Annotated in this window: 8 protein-coding genes and 1 pseudogene; 8 read left to right on the plus strand and 1 reads right to left on the minus strand. The window is 41.5% G+C overall.

What is annotated here, in order from left to right; all coding sequences use genetic code 11:
* The first annotated feature begins 104 nt into the window (after positions 1–104).
* The 3 genes from UB51_RS06495 (at position 105) to UB51_RS06505 (ending at position 3577) form a co-directional block, all read left to right on the plus strand.
* Complete coding sequence (locus UB51_RS06495; RefSeq protein WP_044876611.1) at positions 105–1598, plus strand: serine hydrolase domain-containing protein; 1494 nt, start codon at positions 105–107, stop codon at positions 1596–1598.
* Between the two features lie 482 nt (positions 1599–2080).
* The gene (locus UB51_RS06500) at positions 2081–2635 is read left to right on the plus strand and encodes a DUF4240 domain-containing protein (protein ID WP_044876612.1); all 555 of its coding nucleotides are present in this window, start codon (positions 2081–2083) and stop codon (positions 2633–2635) included.
* Positions 2636–3133: 498 nt separating this feature from the next.
* Complete coding sequence (locus tag UB51_RS06505) at positions 3134–3577, plus strand: hypothetical protein (RefSeq protein ID WP_234405557.1); 444 nt, start codon at positions 3134–3136, stop codon at positions 3575–3577.
* A gap of 420 nt (positions 3578–3997) precedes the next feature.
* On the opposite strand, the gene UB51_RS06510 is transcribed toward UB51_RS06505, so the two are convergent.
* A complete protein-coding gene (locus UB51_RS06510; protein WP_044876614.1) occupies positions 3998–4315 on the minus strand; it encodes a hypothetical protein in 318 nt (105 codons plus the stop codon).
* A gap of 300 nt (positions 4316–4615) precedes the next feature.
* Between UB51_RS06510 and UB51_RS29575 the strand changes: the two genes are divergently transcribed.
* From UB51_RS29575 to UB51_RS26255, 5 genes and pseudogenes are all read left to right on the plus strand, one after another.
* Complete coding sequence (locus UB51_RS29575; protein ID WP_160297230.1) at positions 4616–4831, plus strand: HXXEE domain-containing protein; 216 nt, start codon at positions 4616–4618, stop codon at positions 4829–4831.
* Positions 4832–5052: 221 nt separating this feature from the next.
* Positions 5053–6666 carry a helix-turn-helix domain-containing protein gene (locus UB51_RS06515; protein ID WP_160297231.1) on the plus strand — a complete coding sequence of 538 codons (1614 nt, stop codon included), beginning with the start codon at positions 5053–5055 and terminating at the stop codon, positions 6664–6666.
* 114 nt (positions 6667–6780) lie between these two features.
* Positions 6781–7836, plus strand: coding sequence for an ABC transporter substrate-binding protein (locus tag UB51_RS06520; RefSeq protein WP_052675774.1), 1056 nt, complete (start codon positions 6781–6783; stop codon positions 7834–7836).
* A gap of 1146 nt (positions 7837–8982) precedes the next feature.
* Complete coding sequence (locus UB51_RS06525; RefSeq protein WP_052675775.1) at positions 8983–14301, plus strand: non-ribosomal peptide synthetase; 5319 nt, start codon at positions 8983–8985, stop codon at positions 14299–14301.
* A gap of 5 nt (positions 14302–14306) precedes the next feature.
* A pseudogene (locus UB51_RS26255) lies at positions 14307–21239 on the plus strand (amino acid adenylation domain-containing protein); the annotation flags it as partial.
* Positions 21240–21257: the final 18 nt, after the last annotated feature.

A 21257-nucleotide genomic window follows, 5' to 3' on the forward strand; every position in this document is an offset into this window, starting at 1 on the left:
TTAATTGGCTTCAGGAACTTCGCTTTTCTATGTCATAAAGGCACCAAGCAGGTAATTATGGATGGTGTATCGTATTTTGAAGACTTACAATAGGGAGAATTACAATGAAGAAAATACTAAGTAAAACAGGTACATCAACAGTATGTGTCATCCTACTTATCGTGATCATTACTACTATAGTTTGTTGGGATGAACTTGGTAGTTTGGTAAGGACAGGAAATTATGATAATACGGATAGTATGGTGAAAACCATAATGTCCAAATCGGCCACTCCAGGAGTAGCAGTGGTATTGTTAAACCAGGGCAAGACAGAATATAAGAATTACGGATATGCAGATGTTAATAATAAGAAGAGGGTAACTGAAGAGTCATTATTTGAATTGGGATCGACTACAAAGGCATTTACGGCTTTGGCCGTTATTTTATTAGAAAATGAGGGATACTTATCTCGCTCAGATTCTATTACAGATTATATTCCTTCGTTTGAGCCAACCATTAAGGGTGAGAAAGTTAATATTACTATTAATCAGTTGTTAGCTCATACAAGTGGAATTCCACCGTGGAGTATTCGGTTAGTTCCTGAAGGTACTACTGAGGATATGCTTGAAAAAACGATACATAATGTTTCAGACATTGCATTAGATACGTATCCTGGGACAGCATATAATTATGCTACCGTTAATTATGATATTTTAGCGATGATTATTGAAAAAGCTACAGGTAAACGTTATCAGGATTACGTAACTGAAAACATACTGGTTCCTTTAGGGATGACTGATAGTTATTTTACAACAGGTCAGGAAAAGGAATCTGATAAACTTACCAAAGGATATCGTGTATTATTTGGTAAGGACTTAGAATATGATGCCCCTAGATATTATGGGAATATCGCTGCAGGATATTTGGTAACGAATTCAAAAGATTTAGAACGCTGGATTAATGCCCAAATGGGGATAGGCGATAGACCAGATCTATTGAATGCTATACAACAGTCTCATCAAGTCGACATCAAAACGGCTGGATATGAAGATGAAAATCAATACTATTCATTCGGATGGAGTATTGATACTAAAAATAGAGTTGTTAGTCATAGTGGAGTTAATCCTAATTATTCCTCACAGGTTATTATTAATTTAGAAAAGCAGCAGGCCATTTTTGTACTGGCTAATATGAATTCAACTGCACCATCGCAAATTGCTAATAATATATATGAAAGTATGAATGGCAATCCTATGAATAAATTTAATTATGATGACGTTTATGTATTAATTGATATGATATTTTCATTCTTAGTAATAGTAGCAGTCGTTAACATATGTCTTAAGGCAATTAAACTAGTTAGAGGAATAAAACTAAACATTAAAGATGAAAAGACAGGAGTCAGGAAGTTAATTGGAAGTAGTGTCAGACTTATCTTAAGCATTATGTTTTTGGCATTGGTATTCATTTGGCCTTATCTATTCAATAATAATTATTATATGATAAGGGTGTGGATGTCGTATTCAATATTTATTTGGATGGGTCTTGCTGCTATCAATTGCATTCTATCGATTATTATTAATATTAAAAAAATAGTAATAATAAGAGGAAGCTTATAAAAAAAATCAGGGTCGTTTCGTGAATAACTGAACGTTATCGGAAATCAGGGTTTTTATTTTTAAATGAATTAAACCAGAAATTCATACTTTCTCTAGCTATGTAAAATTCTCCGAATTTCCGTATAATCAGGCATAGCAACAAAAAATATAAGATAGCTGTCCACAAAATGCATGCACATATTATTGGTAATATTAATAAGGGCGCTGGCATGATAGCAAGTAAATTAGATGAATTAATTCGTAAAGAACTATGAGAGTATCGCTAGGTGGTATCGTCTAACACCGTATCTACGTTTCGGGCTGTTCGGCCCTTGGTTCGCAAGATGAGGTATGCAGAGAAGCGAATTCAGCTCACAACCCTACGAGGCTAAGTCCCGGCGGACCCGGCGCGTATGCGCCTTAAACCTCTCGGGTTCGTAGATACAGAAACGTTATAAGAAATCCCCGCAAAGAGAAAATAATATAAAAGGTGGTTAATTCTAATGAATAATAACTTTTGGGAATTGATAAATCGTTCCAAAGAACATGGTGAAGGACAAGTAGAATGGTTAACCAATGAATTAGTTAAACAAAAAACTGATGAGATTTTTAATTTTGAAAATGAGTTCAAGAACAAGATGGATCAGTCTTATACACCTTCATTATGGGGAGCAGCTTTCGTAATAATGGGGGGATGTTCCGATGATGGATTTGACTACTTTAGAGGTTGGTTAATTTCTAGAGGAGAAGAACTATATAATAAGGCATTAAAGAATCCTGAATATTTGGCTGAATATTTGACAGAAGATAATTTACAAGAAGATGTATTTGCACCTCAATTGGAAGAGATCTTATCAGTGGCATCAGATGCATACACATATCAAAAAAACGGTGAATTTGAGTATGATGACGAAATTAATACAGAGTTTTTTGATGAATTAGAAGTCAGAGGATATAAATTTGAACCAATAGAAATCGAATTTGATTGGGAAGAAGAAGACCTAGAGGAAAGATATCCATTATTGTGGGAAAAATTTGGAGAGAACCCACTTACATAGGTAACGCTTCGAAGGCGGGTACATCTGATAACACAGCATTCCTACTGCGGGCATTCGCCCTGGATCGCTTAGAAGGATTTCAAGGAGGTTAATCAGGCGATACATTCAACCAGCTAAGTTTGACGACCCGGACCTACGGTCCTTAAGCTGCTTGAACGTCAGGAATGCCAAACGTTATCGGAAAGATAAGGGAAAGACCAACAAATTCTAAGCGGATTTTGAAAGAATTATAATAAAAGAATATGCCATATAATATCTGTAAAATGCAGCTAAACTGGAATTTGTGGGGGGATTAAAATAGAAGAATTAAAACCAAACGAAAAAGAGAAAGAAGTATTATCATTACTTTATAATAGATTCTATGATTTATATGAAGAAGTTGTAAATGATGATTTTATTAATAAGGATGCTAAAATAAGATTTTATAAACTAAGAGAATCATTTTCGATATATAAAGAATTATTGAGTTATGAGCCGATTAAAGAATATATTAATTGGATGAAAAAAGGTGGACGACCTCATTTTGAAGGGATAATTGCGGATGATTTGTTTAGTTTTATAAGAAATTTATTATTACATTTTCCTATTTTTGATACATGGGATGAAGTTTATATAAATAAAAACTTAGCCACGTGGAGTAAAGTGGGACAAATAGATAAATTTCTAACTAAAGGTATTGAAGGGAAAATTGATGGTAAAGGCACGGTGAAATATAGAATATGGGAAGAAAAAAAGAAAAAAATGACATATTTTTGTATTGATTTTCCCGAGAAATATGATAATACAAATATTTACTTAAAGGATATAATATCTGAAGAAGTTGGAATGAAATTTTGTATGGCATTAATGAGAGCGATATTAGATACTCAGGTAGAGGATTCAGAAGTACCAGATATAAAAATAATGTCTCAAGTATATTTACCAATAAAAACAAATATTTGAAACTGCATAAATTCTAATTTATTAGTGAGATTATTAGTGCAATAGGTATTTTGAAAAATGATAATTCAAGCTCGTATTATCCATGTTATGCAAATAGATTATAGGTATGTAGATAGGTGAACTGCCAGGGGGGAAATCCTTGGTTTGAGGATTCTATCCGCTACTCAGGATTATCTCAATGGTACAAATATCATCAAAACCTTAGGGATATTAGCTACAAAGAATGCAAGAAAATAATTGAAATATGTATCCAGTATGAACTTATCTCACAACTTTCAAAAGATGATTTCGATGCACTTGTAACTGCCGACATTTTATGTGGTCCAGGTAACTATAACCTTCGAAAGAGATGGTGAGTGGAACTTAAAACAATCCCATGGCTATTATAGCCATGGGATTGTTTATGTGAGGTTGTTGCATCTAACTGCTCTGTTTCTCTAGATCTTTCTGTTCCAACTGGCTATAACTCAAATACAAGTCCCCAATCTGCTTCAGAACTTCTTCATTCTCGGGCTGGAAATGAATCGCCCATTCCAAGTACTTAATGGCTTCAACTATTTCCCCTGACTCTAAGCAACGCTCAGACATGAACTGACTAAGCGTAAAAAGTTTTTCTTCCCATTTATCACGTTCTCTCAATATCCAATCATCGGACAATATTCTAAATGAGTTCTTATGAAGCTGCTCAAACAATTGCGTACAAAGTTGCTGTTTATGTATGGAATCCTGTTCAGTCAAAGCCTCATCCAGGAGTTTATAAATACGGTTAAGTCACATTCAATATTTCCGCTTAAGTATAGATATGTTCTTTGTCCAAAATAAGAAATTGGTACTCATCGTTCCTAATGAGCTTTCGCAAATCTTAGATGAAGAAACATTATTCGAGAATAAGCAGGTTAGTTCCCGATGCTATAGGTAGCTGGTTGAAGAAAATGTCAACGGTTAAATCGTCTCAATTTGCAGTGGCTGTATTTTTGGAGTTTATTGTGTTCATACCAGTGATCTATTATGCTGTAGAGCATCAATGTTACTTGTTTTTTGTTCGGTTTCAATTTCTTGTTATTGATCCATGTTTTTACTCATCTGACGCAGTCAATTTATCTGAAATGTTATACCCCTGAAGTCGTTACTGGGTTATTAATTACACTGCCGTATTCAATTTATTTATTTTATAGAATGATTATTGAAGAACTTGTATCTTTAAAAGGAGTTTTTTTTTATATGCGCCATCAGGTTTGCTACTTATTCCTTTAGTCATGATAGGGCACAAATTAGGTAAAATAATAATAAGAGACTAAACAAGTAAGGCTTGATTACCTTTATCAATAGGTCTGTCAAGTTTTTTTGTGTATACTCATACAAAGGGAAGACCCCTAGGGAACTTACCCTCTTAGCGCCAATGCTGACCGATTAGATCGGGGAAAAAACAGAGAACTGCTACATAGAGAAAATGAGGGGCAAGGATGTGGGTACATATGCATTTACTGAAACTAACAGAAGTCATTAGATGGCAAGCAGGAGTGGAGAAGATTGTGGTGTCAGATGAGTTTCCTTCGCTGCTAAGCTGTGATCATACAATAAAAATCCGATGGGACAGCGAGTGGAGGCTTCTCCAGAAGGGGCAAATGCTACTGCTGCGAGCTGGCAAGATGGTGGAACTGGATATAGCAGCAGCGCCTAATTCCGTGCAACTATTCAGGGTTTGTTTTCAGAGTTATGCTCTTATTGAGGATAACGGGGACAAGCTTACATATAGCTTGGATCCTACGCAGCTGCCTGCTCACGGTTCTGTTGCCGATACAGGGACATTGACTTATCGAGCTGTAACCGTACTGAAAGAACTTGCGAAGGAATCTATGACGGATGGGCATGCTGTACAAGCCAGACAACATTACCTGTTAAGCGAGCTGCTGGACTTGTTTATTCAGGCGTTGAAGCCAGTCGAAGAAAAGGTGGATTCTGTTATATGGGAAGCTCTAGAATATATGAATCGTCATTACGATCGACAATTGACTCGCTCTCAGATGGCGAAGATGGTCGGGTTTAATACGAGTTATTTCTCTCGTTTGTTCCATAAACGGGTGGGCCGCAGCTTCTCCGATCATCTGAGCCGGGTCAGAGTGGATAAAGCGAAGCAATATTTGCTCACTAGTGATGCAACGTTGGGCGCGATCGCGGCAAAGGTTGGGTACGCAGACGGACTGTATCTGAGCCGCAAGTTCAAGCAGATTGTCGGAATGTCACCAACTGAATACCGGAATCTGCCTAAGCCCAAGCGTATTGTGGCGATGCAGTATACAGGTGACCTATTAGCTCTTGGGATTAAGCCGATTGCGGCGCCGTTTACGCCGTGGGAAGTGTCTCCGTTCTTGATCGAGGAACTGGAGGGAATGCTTGATATGGAGCAGGATGAAACGATGAGGCGTTTACAAACGATTGAAGTGGATATGATTGTGGCTCCGGAGTATCTTTATTACTGGCCGGGCAAATTAGAGCAGTTGGAGCAGCTTGCAAGCGTGATTGTGCTACCGTGGAACCGGTTGGATCGGATGGAGGCGGTTCGTCTTATGGGGCGGGTCGTTGGTCGAGAAGACGCAGCAGAACAGTGGATTCATCGTTATATGTCGCGGGCAGCTTCAATAGCCTCCAAGCTGAAAGAGCTGATCCGTCCAGGTGACACGGTCGGGCTATACGAGGTCAGGGAAGACTATACGATTTGTATCTGGAATTCGACCGCCAGAGGTTCCTTTAATTTATACCATGGATTAAAGTTGACGCCGCATCCCCGAATTCAGCAAGAGGTACTTGCACTGGACACTCATCTGTTTATTGATGAGTCGCTTCTGCCCGAGTACGCGGCAGATCATATGTTTGTAGTGCTCCCTTCCGGGTCATCTGACTTGTATCACAGCTTTCCGGATAAGCTTAACGATCGGCAAGTATGGCGAAAACTGTTGGCCCAAGGCAGACGACGTATTTATCCGCTTAAGCTGGAGGAGTTCTGGTGTAATGATGCTGCAGCCTTGGAGAAGCAACTTGGTATTATGGCAGATCTGCTGCTTGGTGGTACAGTTGTCCACACGAAGTAACGATTGTCCATGCTCAAGTGGTCACATTTTGAAATAGACGATTGGTGAATGGGAGGTTACGATGATGAAGTATTAATTGAGAAAGATAATCATTATTGATTGGAGAGGGAGAAGTTGATAAGGCTTAATCAGAGAGAATGGGGTGCAATCCTAATAGCGTTATTCGTAGTTGTACTTAGCGGATGTGGTGGATCTGGGAACGGCGAACCTGTTCATTCCGTGTCCGCCACGAATACGGCTGCATCAACTGGCAGTGGGGACACTGAATCAGTTGCACAGGGTACATCTCCTCGTACAGAAGAGAAATCCGCTCCGAATGCAAAACAGGATACCCAAATCGTATCAACAAAACATGGAGATGTTGAAATACCTGCACATCCACAGCGAATTATTACACAAGGTTATTTAGCCAATTTTCTGGCATTCGGAATTAAGCCCGTGGGTGCGCCTTATTGGGAAATCGACAGCCCGTACATGAAACATTTATCGGAAGGTATCGAGGATATCGGCCAAATTGATGGCGGCTCAGTTGAGAAAATGTTATCGCTTAATTCTGACTTGATTGTGACAGTTGGGGGAGATGAGAAGCTGAATGAGCAGTATCGAAAAATTGCGCCAACGCTAGTGATTCCTTATGGTACTTATCACGAGGTGCATGTCGAAATGAGAGCGTTCGGCGAGATTCTCGGTAAGGAGAAGGAAGCTGAGGAATGGCTTGCTGTGTTTGACGATAAGGTAAAGAAGGCTAAAGCTTCAATACAAGGGCTGGTTAAGGAAGGATCGACTTATTCGATTATGGGGCCCTTCGGAAAAGAGTTTTATATTTACGGAGATGGCGTTAACCGCGGCGGACAAGCCATCTACCAACAGCTTGGTCTGACCCCGCCTGACAAGGTGAGGAAGGATCTGATTGAAGCTAAGATAGACGCGCTTAGCATATCCGAGGAGAAGATGGCTGATTATGCGGGCGATTATATCTTTCTCGATATATCTGGCGGTGCCGAGTTCGACGAGAATTCACCGATATGGGCTTCGCTTGATGCGGTAAAGAACAACCGGGTGTTCAAGCTGGATGGAGACCGGTTCTGGCCGTATGATCCCATTGCCGTTCAAGCTCAGGTGGAAGAAGTAGCAGCAATGATTCAGGAGCGTCAAGGTACAACAAAGTAATAAGAATCTATACAATTGGACTATTATTCCCCGCAGACCTGCAGAAACTGAAAATCGACACAGGCTGAACCAGCCAAACCGGATTAGGGCTTTCTCATCAGCCAGAATCGAATTTATGACGAAATACGGGTAAGAATCTAACCTACCCAAATGAAGCTGTCAACCCGCTGTAACAGTGGAGTTGGGGGCTTCTTCGCAATCCTATAGAGGTGAAGAAAAGCGATCAGATAAAAGCCATGTCTGAAGAAAAGACACAGGATTATTAGAGGGCAATGAATTGCGATAAGCAAAAACTGACAGGACAAATTGAAACGGTAGAAGGAGAGTTAAGAAACATCCATTTAAATTTCATCGGTTAAAACCAGAGGCTTTACCAATGTCCATTCTAAGAGGTATCGTTTTGCCGTCAAATCGCAATCACTTCAGGGCTGACTCTTTGCCGTACGGTGTCGACCCATTCTTCACGGACTTTTCCTAACCTTTCCATGTCCTCATACGTATTGCGGTCGCTTATAATCGCCAGGATCGCGTTTACATAATAGCTTTCAGCTTATGTCGAATTCCATTTCCTTTTCTATCTCCGGAATATATTGAAATACGTCCAGCAAACTTTCCCTCTTCACAAGCTCAGCTCCTTTTCTATCGGTTGAACTTGTTATTCGTTATGACCGGGTCTACGTTCCTATTTCCTAACTTTCGCAAGTCATTTTCATATAAAATTTGTAGTTTTTAATTGTAATTAACTAATAATAGAATATAATGGATAAATCGGATGTGATAAGTAGATATTTCGCTTGAAAACCAGATGACAGATCAAGCAGAAAGGCAGTGCTGTCCATGTATAGGCTACTTTTAAGAGGGAGAGGATATTGACCTAATTTAAAAAGATTGTCTGAATTTTCCGATATCTTATAGCCGTGATTTTTATGCAACGATAGTGAGTTAGGTAGATAGAAATATGTCGGATAGTTGATCTCAAAAATATTGCATTCACACCTACTAGTAATCCAATTATTCTATTATGAGAAAAAATTGAAAAAATGACATTTTGCGTTTCCGACACTTTTTTTGTCCGATCAGGCTAGATTTCCATGTGGGGCATCGGTCTGAAACATTAAAAATGACACGTCTGAGGAGGTTGCAATATTGCCAGTAACAACAAAGGAGTTTATAAAGACAAGCCCTTTATCTGAAGGGCAAAAATCTATTTATTTGCATCACCATTTGCACCCCAAAAGCTCTATGTATATCGAACGGTTTGCTTGGAAAATTTATTCAGAAATAGATGCATCTTATATAAAACAAGCGTTCAAAGAACTGACAAAACGCCATGAGATTTTCCGAACGATTTATGCGTGGGAACAAGAACCTGTACAGAAAGTGCACAATGAACCGATAGTAGACTTTGGCTTTTTAGATGCATATGGCTGGGATGTTTCTTCTGTAAATCAGTATCTTACAGAGGAATCACATAAACCTTATGATTTAGAACAAGAACCCATACTAAGAAGCAGGTTGATTCGTTGTGCTGATGAAGAATACATCCTGCTTCTGATGTGTCATCATATTGCTTTTGATGGCTGGACGTTCTCTCTAATACTCGATGAAATTGGGATATTCTACAAACATCTGAAGAATGGTTCCACATTTGATCTGATTTCCCTCAAATATGCATACTCCGATTTCGTCGATTGGCAACAAGAGTTCCTTACAAGTGAAGAAGGCTACAAATCAAAATTATTCTGGAAAGAAAAGCTTTCTGGAGACCTTCCAATTCTAAATTTTCCTATTGATCATAACCGTCTTGCCATACCATCGCAGAATGGCAAGCTTTATCCATTTGAATTAAGTAGTGAGTTAAGTCGAAAATTGAATGTATTTTGCAAGGAAGAAGAAGCTTCACTGTATACGGTGATGCTGTCTCTTTACTTTGCATTCCTACATCGCTATTCCGGACAGGATGAAATTATCGTCGGTACGCCTCGATTTGGCCGTAAAAATAAGTATGTTAAGGTTTGTGGTTACTTTGTTAATATGTTACCGATCCGAATTGGTTTTACGGATGATATTTCTTTCGTACATCTGCTATCTATTATTCGTGCAGAGTATGACACTTGCGTTTCACATCAGCATTATCCATTCTCCCTCATGGCAGAACATGTGATGGAAAGCCGAGATCCCAGCTATTCGCCAGTATTCCAAACCGCTTTTGTCTTACAAAAGGCTTGGCGACAAGATGCAGCGATTCACCTCGGTAATGCTGGAAATATATTCGATTTACACGGTATAAAATTGGAACCCTATGTTATCGAAAAAAATAATGCTAAGTTCGACTTAACACTTATCGTTGAAGAAGAGAATAATGGAAATATATGCTTTAATTTGGAATATAACAGCGACATATTTGAATTACATACGATTAGTAGGTTAACGAGGTACTTCCAAGAATTCATCCAATCTGTTTTACATAATCCACGAGAAAGCATTTCAAAAGTTTCTCTTTTGCCTGAGGCAGAGCACAAACAACTGGTTGATGAATGGAACGATACAACAATAGAGTATCCGAGTGATGCTGTCATCCACAAACTTTTTGAGGATCAAGTATCTCGCAAGCCAGAGGCGATAGCCGTTGTTCATGAAGGTCGACATCTGACCTATCGAGAACTAAATGAACGTGCCAATCAACTTGCACACTACCTCCAAAAACGAGGAGTAGGACCAGAATCAATTGTAGGCATATGTATGGAACGCTCCATTGAGATGATCATCGGAATGATGGGGATTTTGAAAGCGGACGCAGCGTACCTCCCACTTGATCCGGCGTATCCAGAAGCCCTCCTCCGCTATATTGTACAGGATGCAGGTATACAGCTACTTATAACACAGGAAGCATTGAAAGATTGGTTACCAGAGGGAATAACAACGGTTTTTCTAGATCTGGAACAAGAAGAGATTGCCCAAGAAAGCACTTCAACACCAAATTGTAGGGCAACGCCGCAAAATTTGGCCTATGTCATTTACACTTCAGGTTCTACAGGAAATGCGAAAGGGGTTTTGTTGGAACACAAAGGCTTATGCAACCTTGTCCATGCCCAAATAGATTTGTTCCTGCTTAATTCCACTCACTCGGTTATTCAGTTTGCTTCTCTGGCTTTTGACGCCGCAGTATCTGAGATTTTTACTACCTTTCTTGCAGGGGCAACGCTGTGCATACCAACGCAAGACGATGTTATTCCAGGTCCGCAGTTACTAAGATTTTTACAAGATAATCGTGTGACACATGCTACCTTTCCCCCGGCTGTATTAATTGTTCTGGATGAGCCTGTGCTCAACGATTTAAAAGTGGTAATCTCTGCTGGTTCGGCGTGCACCAAAGAAATTGCACAAAGATGGTCAAATGGACGTAGATTTATCAATGGATATGGACCGACCGAAACAACAGTCGCAGCAACTATGAGTGTATATGAAGGAAATCAATCTCCGACAATTGGTCAACCACTTGCCAACGTTCAGGTGTTCGTTTTAGATCGCAACCAACAGCTGGTACCAATAGGTGTAATAGGAGAGCTTTATATTGGAGGAGCCGGTCTGGCCCGTGGTTACCTAAATCGTCCTGATCTGACGCAAGAGCGTTTCATTCTTCATCCATTTAATAGTTATGCAGGCGCTCGTTTGTATCGTACAGGGGACCTGGTAAGGTATCTTCCCAACGGAACCTTGGATTTCGTAGGACAGATGGACAATCAGGTATACGTAAGAGGTTTCCGTATTGAATTGGGAGAGGTTGAAAGCGCACTACAAGGGAATCCTGCGATCACTCAGGCAGCCGTTCTAGTTCGAGAAGATGTACCGGGAGATAAAAGATTAGTAGCTTATGTGGTGGGAGAGGGGAGTATCAAAGGGTGGAGAGAGTATTTAAAGGCTCAATTGCCTAATTATATGTTACCTTCATACTTTGTCCAAATGGAAGTCATGCCGTTAACCACAAACGGAAAAATCGACTACAAAAACTTGCCGGCTCCAGAGCGACAAGGAAAGGAAGACGCCTATGTAGCCCCACGCAATCAACGGGAGCAGATTCTTTCATCTGTCTGGGAAAAGGTACTAGGTGTGAAACGGATTGGTATTCATGACAACTTCTTTGAGAGTGGTGGTGATTCGATTCTGAGCATTCAGATTGTTTCTCAAGCCAATCAGACCGGTCTCAAACTTACTCCAAAACAACTGTTTGAGTACCCGACGATTGCAGAATTAGCTCACTTTGTAGGCGAAGTTGCATTTATCGAGGCAGAGCAAGGAGCGGTCACAGGCGAGGTTGCTTTCACACCTGTTCAACATTGGTTCTTTGAGCAGTCGCATCCATACGCTCACCATTGGAACCAGTCTATGCTGTTACATTTGTGTGAAAAACTAGATATCGAGTTGTTGCGGGAAGCTTTGCAAGCCATCCTCTTCCATCATGACGCTCTTCGCATGCGTTATGATTGCTCAACGAACGGTGTTTGGACGCAGCGTAATGAAGGATTAGGGGAACAAGCATCACTTACAGTGGTCAATCTTGGCGATCTTCCGCAAAAAGAGTGGGATCAGACGATTCAAAACGTAATTGAATCTACTCAGGCTAGCTTAAACTTACATGAGGGTCCATTGATGAGAGTGGTTTATTTTAACGAAGGCATACACGGTTACGGACAGTTATTTTGGGCGATTCACCATCTGGCAGTAGATGGTGTTTCTTGGCGCATACTTCAAGAAGATCTGCAAACGATTTATCGACAAGCACAGGCGGGTCAGTTTATCCGGCTTCCGGACAAGACGACTTCATTCAAAACCTGGTCAGAAAAATTGCAAACCTATGGTGAATCGGGATGCGATCAAAAGGTACGAGACTATTGGAAACAACATGCCCAGATGGAAGTTAACACGTTGCCAACTGATTATCTTGCAGAAGACACCACAGAGAGTTCTACAGAGCGTATCACTGTCACTCTTTGTGAAGAGGAGACGCAAGCTCTGCTTCAAGATGTCCCTGCTGCTTATCGAACTCGCATTCAGGAAGTGCTGATGACGGCGTTGGCACAGACTATACATCAATGGACGGGTGAAACCTCCATGTCCGTTCAATTAGAAGGGCATGGCCGGGAAGAAATCATGGATGGCGTTGATTTGTCCAGAACTGTTGGTTGGTTCACCAGTATTTATCCTGTACAAATTAGTATCAAGGGAGCAAACACCTCGGCAGATGCCTTGAAAGCTGTGAAAGAACAGATGCGCAAGATTCCAAACCATGGTGTGGATTATGGAATTCTACGCTATTTGAATCAGGAGATAGGGTCGTTGCTTAAAACTCAGCAGAAATCCTCAATCAGCTTTAACTATCTGGGGCAATTTGGTCAAGCTAGTTCCACCGATTCTATTTTTACTAATGAACTTGAGTTGACTGCAAACTTTGACCCAAATTCCAAGCGTACCCAAATGATTGATGTTGTTGCGATAGTTATTAATGGAAAATTGCAAATCAATTGGATGTACAGCCATAAGCAAATGAAAAATTCTACGATTGAGCACCTTGCTTCAGTTTTTGTGGAGAGATTGCATGAGTTGATTGCCCATTGCACAGGAGAAGGATCGTTCGGATATACATCGTCCGGGTATACACCGTCCGACTTCCCATTGGCAGAATTGAATCAAAGACAATTAGATTGCATTATCCAGAATACTCCAGATATTGAGATGATCTATCCATTAGCCCCGCTTCAACATGGGATGCTCTTCCATTCCTGGTATGAGGCTGATGGTGGAGATTATATCAGCCAGTGTGTCATCACCTTTGAAGGAGATTTGAGGACAGATTTATTTAAACTCGCGTGGCAGTTGATTGTTGATCGTCATGACGTATTGCGTACGAGCTTTGATTGGAAAGAGGGGAGTATCACGCACCAGATTGTTCATCGTAGCGTATCTGTAGCTATGGAAGAGCAGGATTGGAGAGGGTTTTCTCGTGATGAACAAGATACTCGCATAGTAGCCTTGTTGCGTTCGGAGCGTGTTAAGGGATTTGATCTTGAACAGCTTCCATTAAGCCGTATGTTCTTGATTCATACTGGTGACCACGCCTACCGTTTCGTATGGAGCCACCATCATGCTTTACTGGATGGTTGGAGTCTGCAACATGTTCTTAATGAAGTGTTGGTTGTCTATGATGCGTTAGCTACGAATAAAAAAATCGAATTGGAGTCGGTACCTGCTTACCAGAACTATATTCGCTGGATCAAGAGTCAGGACATGGTGCAGGCAGAGAAATTCTGGCGTGAAGAATTGAAAGGATTTACTGCTCCTACGCCACTTGGAATCGACATAACAGATTGCGATAATCAATCCGGTTACGGTGAATCTCTCCATCCTCTTTCCGTAGCTCTTACCAGGACTTACAATCGTGGGCACGGAACAACCAGATTACATTAAACACGCTGGTTCAAGGTGCTTGGGCTTTCTTATTAAGCCGATACAGCGGTGAGGATGAAATCGTGTTTGGTGTAACTAGTTCAGGAAGACCGTCTGAATTGTCTGGTGTCGAACGAATGGTTGGTCTCTTCATCAATACACTGCCAGCACGTGTTCACGTTGCAGAACAGACTAAGGCTATCGATTGGCTACGTGAGCTGCAAATGAAAGAAATGAAACGCAGACAATTTGAGCACACGTCCTTGACTGAAGTTCAGGGATGGAGCGATGTACCTAGAGGCATATCTCTGTTCAATACACTATATGTTTTTGAGAACTATCCCACAAAGGATTTGCAATTGGATACAGAGGTGATTATCCGCCAAATGCAGGTATTTGAGCAGACCAACTATCCGTTGAGTTTGGCTGTTATTCCAGGTATTTGCTTGTCTCTAAGATTCATGTATGATCGCAGTCGATTTGATGAAGTAACGATTCAAAGGATTCAAGGTCATCTAATACAAACTTTGGTTCAGATAATAGAAAACGGAGAACGTAAATTGGCTGACATCGTGTATACAATGAGAGATGAGCACAAGCAACTGCTCGAAGAGTGGAATGAGACAACAAATGCATATTCACATGACAGAATCATTCACAAATGGTTTGAAGAACAGACTATGAATTACCCAGAAGCTGTAGCAGTGGTGTACGAAGATCAACAGTTGACATACCATGAACTAAATAAAAGAGCAAACCAATTGGCTCATTATCTGCAAAAAAAAGGGATCAAACCAGATTCTTTGGTAGGACTGTGCTTGGACCGATCCCCAGAGATCATTATTGCGATTGTGGCAATTCTAAAAGCTGGTGGAGCATACGTGCCGCTTGATCCGACCTATCCAGAAAGCCGTCTACGCTATATCTTGCAAGATGCTAATATTCGGGTACTAGTGACTAATGAGACTTTGCAGGGCTGGCAGCCGGAAGGTATAGATGTTATTTGTCTTGACCGGGATGAAGCAAAGATTTTGGAAGAGAGCATCATCACACCTACAAGTGACGTAACAGGAAATCATCTGGCATATGTCATTTATACTTCGGGTTCTACGGGAAACCCGAAAGGTGTTATGGTTGAACATCAGAACGTGATTCGTCTGTTTACGGCGACCCAGCATTGGTATCAGTTTGATGGGAAGGATACATGGACGCTTTTCCATTCCTATGCCTTTGACTTCTCTGTGTGGGAGTTGTGGGGAGCGTTACTCTACGGTGGCAGATTGGTTGTCGTTCCATATTGGATTAGCCGTTCTCCCGAAGAGTTCTATCGTTTGCTGGTAAAGGAAAAGGTGACCGTTCTGAATCAGACACCTTCTGCGTTTCGTCAACTAATTCAAACTTGCGAGCAGGTAGATAACAAGCAAGAAAGATTAAACCTTCGTTACGTAATCTTTGGCGGTGAAGTATTAGAGCCGTCCAGCCTGTTACCATGGTTCAAGATTTATGGCGATCAGCAACCTCAACTTATCAATATGTATGGGATTACCGAAACAACAGTCCATGTTACCTATTATCCGTTGACCATGAAGGACGCTGTCAGCGCTTCAGGTAGTTTAATCGGTGAACGAATTCCAGATTTGCAGATTTACCTACTAGATCGGAATCAGAGGCCAGTTCCGATTGGTGTTGCTGGTGAAATTTATATTGGTGGAGGCGGGGTAACTCGTGGGTATTTGAATCGTCCTGACTTAAACGAGGAACGATTTATTCCACATTTATTTAGCCAAGAACAAGGCGCAAAATTATATCGTTCAGGCGATCTTGCCCGTTACCGTCCAGATGGAAGTATGCACTATCTTGGACGAATGGATCAACAGGTTAAAGTCCGTGGTTTTCGAATCGAGCTGGGCGAAATTGAAGCAGTGATCAATGACGACTCCTCTGTTCGAGAGGTAACAGTGATGGTACGCGAGGACGAACCAGGTGATCAGCGATTGGTAGCCTATGTCGTTGGTGATGGGAATGAGCAGATATGGAAAGAGCATGCAAAAGGATCGTTACCTATTTACATGGTTCCTTCACATTTTATTCATATGAAATTTCTTCCATTGACATCAAACGGAAAAATTGATCGTAAAGCTTTACCAGCACCAAGTTCACTTCGAGTGTTCGAAAGTTATATCGCACCTAGAACCCCGAGTGAGCAACTGGTAGCAATGGTATGGGGTCAAGTCTTGGGAATAGAAAACATAGGGATTTACGACTCGTTCTTCGAGTTGGGTGGACACTCTTTGCTAGCTATGCAAGTGGTGACTCGTCTGCAAGAGGCATTCCAAGTGACGATTCCAATCCGTGAGTTATTTGAGCATTCAATGGTTGAAGCGTTGGCTGAACGCTTGGAGCAATTACGGCACGGGAAAAGAGTATCACAGTTACCGCCACTCACTCTGACGGATCGCACAGAAGCTATTCCGGTGTCCTATGCGCAGCAAAGACTCTGGTTCCTTGACCGCTTAATGCCAAACAGTCCTCTCTACAATATTCCTGCCGTATGGCGAATGAAAGGGTCATGGGACATAAAGGCATTAGAAAATGGGTTGAATTATCTGATTGAACGGCATGAGGTATTACGAACAGTGATCCATGAAGTGGATGGTCAACCCATGCAAGTGATTCAACCCTACTGTCCACAAACATGGTCTGTAATTGACTTGACTGCTCTCGCATCGGATGAAAAAGAAGCGCTGATGAAACAAATGGCTCTCCAAGAGGCAGAAACGGCGTTTGATTTGGCAGAAGGTCCATTAATGCGAATTCAAATGATCCACATGCACCAAGATGAATGGGTAGTTATGTGCACGATGCACCACATCATCTCAGATGGCTGGTCAATAGGAGTACTACTTAATGAATGGTTAGCTTTACACGAGGAAGCGGCTTACAATAAGCCATCTCAGCTTATACCTCTAGCTATGCAATATGCTGACTTTTCACAATGGCAACGAACATGGTTGAAAGAGGACGTTCTGGCACAACAACTTCATTATTGGAGGGAACAACTATCCGGCGAACTTCCTGTCCTACAATTGCCAACCGACCGCCCTCGACCGCCAGTCCAAACTCATCGAGGTGCTGTGCATCAAATCATTCTTCAGCGTTCACTGCTTGTTAAACTGAAAGAGTTAAGCCGTCAAGAAGGCTCGACCTTATTCATGACATTGTTGGCCGCTTACCAGGCATTTATTTCTCGCTATACTGGGCAGGAAGACATTCTCATAGGTAGCCCGATTGCCAACCGAAACCACCAAGAAATAGAGGGTATGATCGGATTCTTCGTCAATACGCTGGTCTTCAGAGCCGATCTTACAGGAAATCCAACATTTAGAGAACTACTGGCTCAGGTGCGAAGAAAGGTCTTAGAAGCGCATGACTATCAGGATGTACCCTTTGAAAAAGTTGTGGAAGAGATTCAGCCAGAGCGGAATATGAGTCATACACCGATATTCCAGACCATGTTTACTCTGCAAACTAGTTCACGGGAGCTTTCACCTGCACCGGGACGAATCTTAGAATGGGTAGATAGTTATGTCTCAATTGCCAAATTTGATTTGACGGTGTTCATGGAGGAGCGCCAAACGGAGTTGTTGACCACATTTGAATACAACACAGATCTGTTTGATTCGGAAACTGTAGAGCGCATGGTCAGTCATTTTGAAATCTGGTTGAACGAAGTGGTAGAGCATCCTGAGAAACCGCTGGAACTTTTGACAATGATGTCGAAATCTGAAAGCAAGCAATTGTTAGAGGATTGGAATGAGACTTTGGTACAGTATCCGACAGAAGTAACCGTCCAAAAACTCATTGAGGAGCAAGCTGAACGAAATCCAGAATCCCTAGCAGTGATATATGAAACGGAGCAGTTATCTTACCGTTATCTGAACGAACGGGCCAATCAACTGGCTCACTACCTGAAAAAACGTGGAATCCAAGAGGAGTCATTGGTAGGGATTTGTGTAGAGCGATCGCCAGAGATGATAATCGGTCTCCTTGCGATCCTCAAAACTGGTGCAGCCTACATTCCACTTGATCCGAACTATCCCGATAACCGATTGTGCTACATTGTAAAAGATTCTGGTATATCTGTGTTGATCACTCAGGAGTATTTACGAGGTTGGGTACCAGAGAGCATCGAAACCATTTGTTTAGATCGGGATCAAGAGTTAATCACTCAAGAAAGTATTATAGCACCAGTCGATTCATCTACGATGCAGAATCTTGCTTATGTAATTTATACGTCAGGCTCTACAGGAATGCCAAAGGGCGTTATGGTCGAACATCATTCTTTATTGAATCTAGTATACTGGCATCGAGATGCTTATCAGGTGACCCAAGAAGATAGAGGAACACAAATTGCCGGTATCGCGTTTGATGCAACTGTATGGGAGATATGGCCGTACCTGACGGCAGGAGCCAGCTTGTACCTGCCAACGGAAAGTATTCGCACCGATTTGCTAGTTTTACGAGAATGGCTTATCAATAACCAAATTACGATCAGTTTTATGCCGACCCAATTGGCTGAAAATTTATTGAAACTACACTGGTCAGAACAAACTACCCTGCGGTACCTGTTAACTGGTGGTGATCAATTGAGACAATATCCATCTGAACAGATACCGTTCTCCCTGGTTAACCATTATGGTCCAACGGAAAATACGGTCGTCTCCACTGTGAGCAATGTGTTTCACGACTCGAGGGGAAGCACCCCCCCAATTGGGCGTCCAATTGCCAATATGGAAGCATATGTGCTCGATCAGAACCGTCAACCCGTTCCGATTGGAGTCGTAGGTGAATTGTACGTGGGCGGAGCAGGTCTAGCGCGTGGTTACTTGAACCGTCCTGATTTGACACAAGAACGATTCGTTGCCCACCAATTCAAGAAAAAAAATGGAGAGAAGCTGTATCGTACAGGAGATTTGGTTCGATATCTCCCGGATGGACAAATGGAGTTCTTAGGCCGAATTGACCACCAAGTCAATATTAGAGGATTTCGTATTGAATTGGGTGAAATTGAAGCAGCGTTGAATGATCATGCTACCGTGCATGAAGTTGTGGTAATCGTGAGAGAAGATGAACCGGGTGATAAGAGACTCATTGCCTATATCGTGGGTGATGGAACCGTCAAAGAGTGGAGAGAACACCTGAAGGCTCGATTACCAGCTTACATGGTACCTGCTCACTTTGTAGAGCTGGAAACCCTCCCGATGACTCCGAACGGGAAGATTGATCGTAAAGCGTTGCCTGCTCTAGATAAATACGCAATCCAATCGGAGCATGTGTCTCCACGAAATCAAGAGGAAGAAATTCTTGCTGCGATCTGGCAGAAAATATTGGGTCTGCAGCATGTGGGTATTTATGACAATTTCTTCGAGCTTGGCGGAGACTCTATTCTAAGTATTCAGATTGTCTTCCGTGCTAATCAGGCAGGACTTCGGCTAACACCTAAGCAATTATTTGAATATCAGACGATTGCCGAGTTAGTCCAAGTGGTTGGACAAAACGAACAAACACATGCCGAGCAAGGGATTGTGACAGGAGAAGTCCCGCTTACTCCAATTCAAAGCTGGTTTTTTGAGCAAGGTCATCCTAAGCAGGATCACTGGAATCAGTCCGTTCTCTTGAGAACAAAAGAGAGACTAAATGTAGATTTCTTACAAGAAGCACTCCAATCCATCATGTTGCATCATGATGCTTTGCGTCTTCGATACGATCTCCAACCAAATGGCACTTGGCAGCAACGCAATGAAGGACATGTCGAGAGAGACTTCCTTACCGTTGTCAAACTGGATGAGCATTTGCGAGATTCTTGGGATCGAATGATCCATGAGGTGATCGAATGTACTCAGTCCAGCTTAAATTTACAAGCGGGACCACTGATGAAAGTTGTGTATTTTGAGGAAGAGAAGAATCAGTCTGGACGTCTTTTTTGGACGATTCATCACTTGGCTGTTGACGGTGTGTCTTGGAGAATACTCCTAGAGGACTTGCAGACTATCTATAATCAAATGAAGAACGGTCAACCTATTCTACTTCCGGCCAAAAGTACTTCTTTCAAAAGTTGGGCTAATCAGCTACAGACTTTCGGAGAATCAGGAGTCGCCAAAGAGGTGCAGGAGTACTGGAAGAAATCTGTGACGCAAGTAGTTAATACAGTTCCAGTGGATTACTCGGTAGTAGGGACAACAGAAGAATATGTAGAACAAATTACCGTTGTCATGGATGAGCATGAGACTCAGTCTATTTTACAATATAACCCAACTATCTATAAGGCTAGAATCAATGAGATATTGCTGTCTGCATTAGTTCAATCCTTCAGACAATGGACAGGCCAATCAGTACTCTCTATCCACATGGAAGGACATGGACGCGAAGAAAATATCAAAGGTGTGGATATTTCACGCACCGTTGGATGGTTTACCAGCATGTATCCCGTTAACTTGGATGTCACTGGAATTGTTGGGTCGGTCGAAGTTCTGAAATCGGTCAAAGAACAATTACGCCAGATTCCAAACAAAGGTATTGATTACGGGCTCCTACGTTACTTCAACCAAGAATGTAAATCTTTATTTGCAGTCCAAGACAGCCCTTCCATTAGTTTTAACTATCTGGGCCAGTTTGATCAGGTTGTCTCATCAGAGTCGATGTTTATCGAGGAACTTAGATTTACGGAAGCAAACCATAATAGGGATTCCAAACGTGCTCATTTCATTGATGTAGTTGGCATGGTGGTTGGCGGGAAATTACACATTACGTGGATGTTTAGCAGTAAACAGTATAAATCTTCGACGATCCAAAAGGTAGCAGATAGTCTAACAAATCAACTTAAAATGTTCGTGAATTCATCCTTTACAGAAACTGCCTTCACGATATCTGATTTTCCTGATATAGATTTATCGGAGAAGTCTTTGAATAAAGTACTA

Origin of the sequence: Paenibacillus sp. IHBB 10380 (assembly GCF_000949425.1) — a bacterium.
Taxonomy (GTDB): Bacteria; Bacillota; Bacilli; order Paenibacillales; family Paenibacillaceae; genus Paenibacillus_AQ.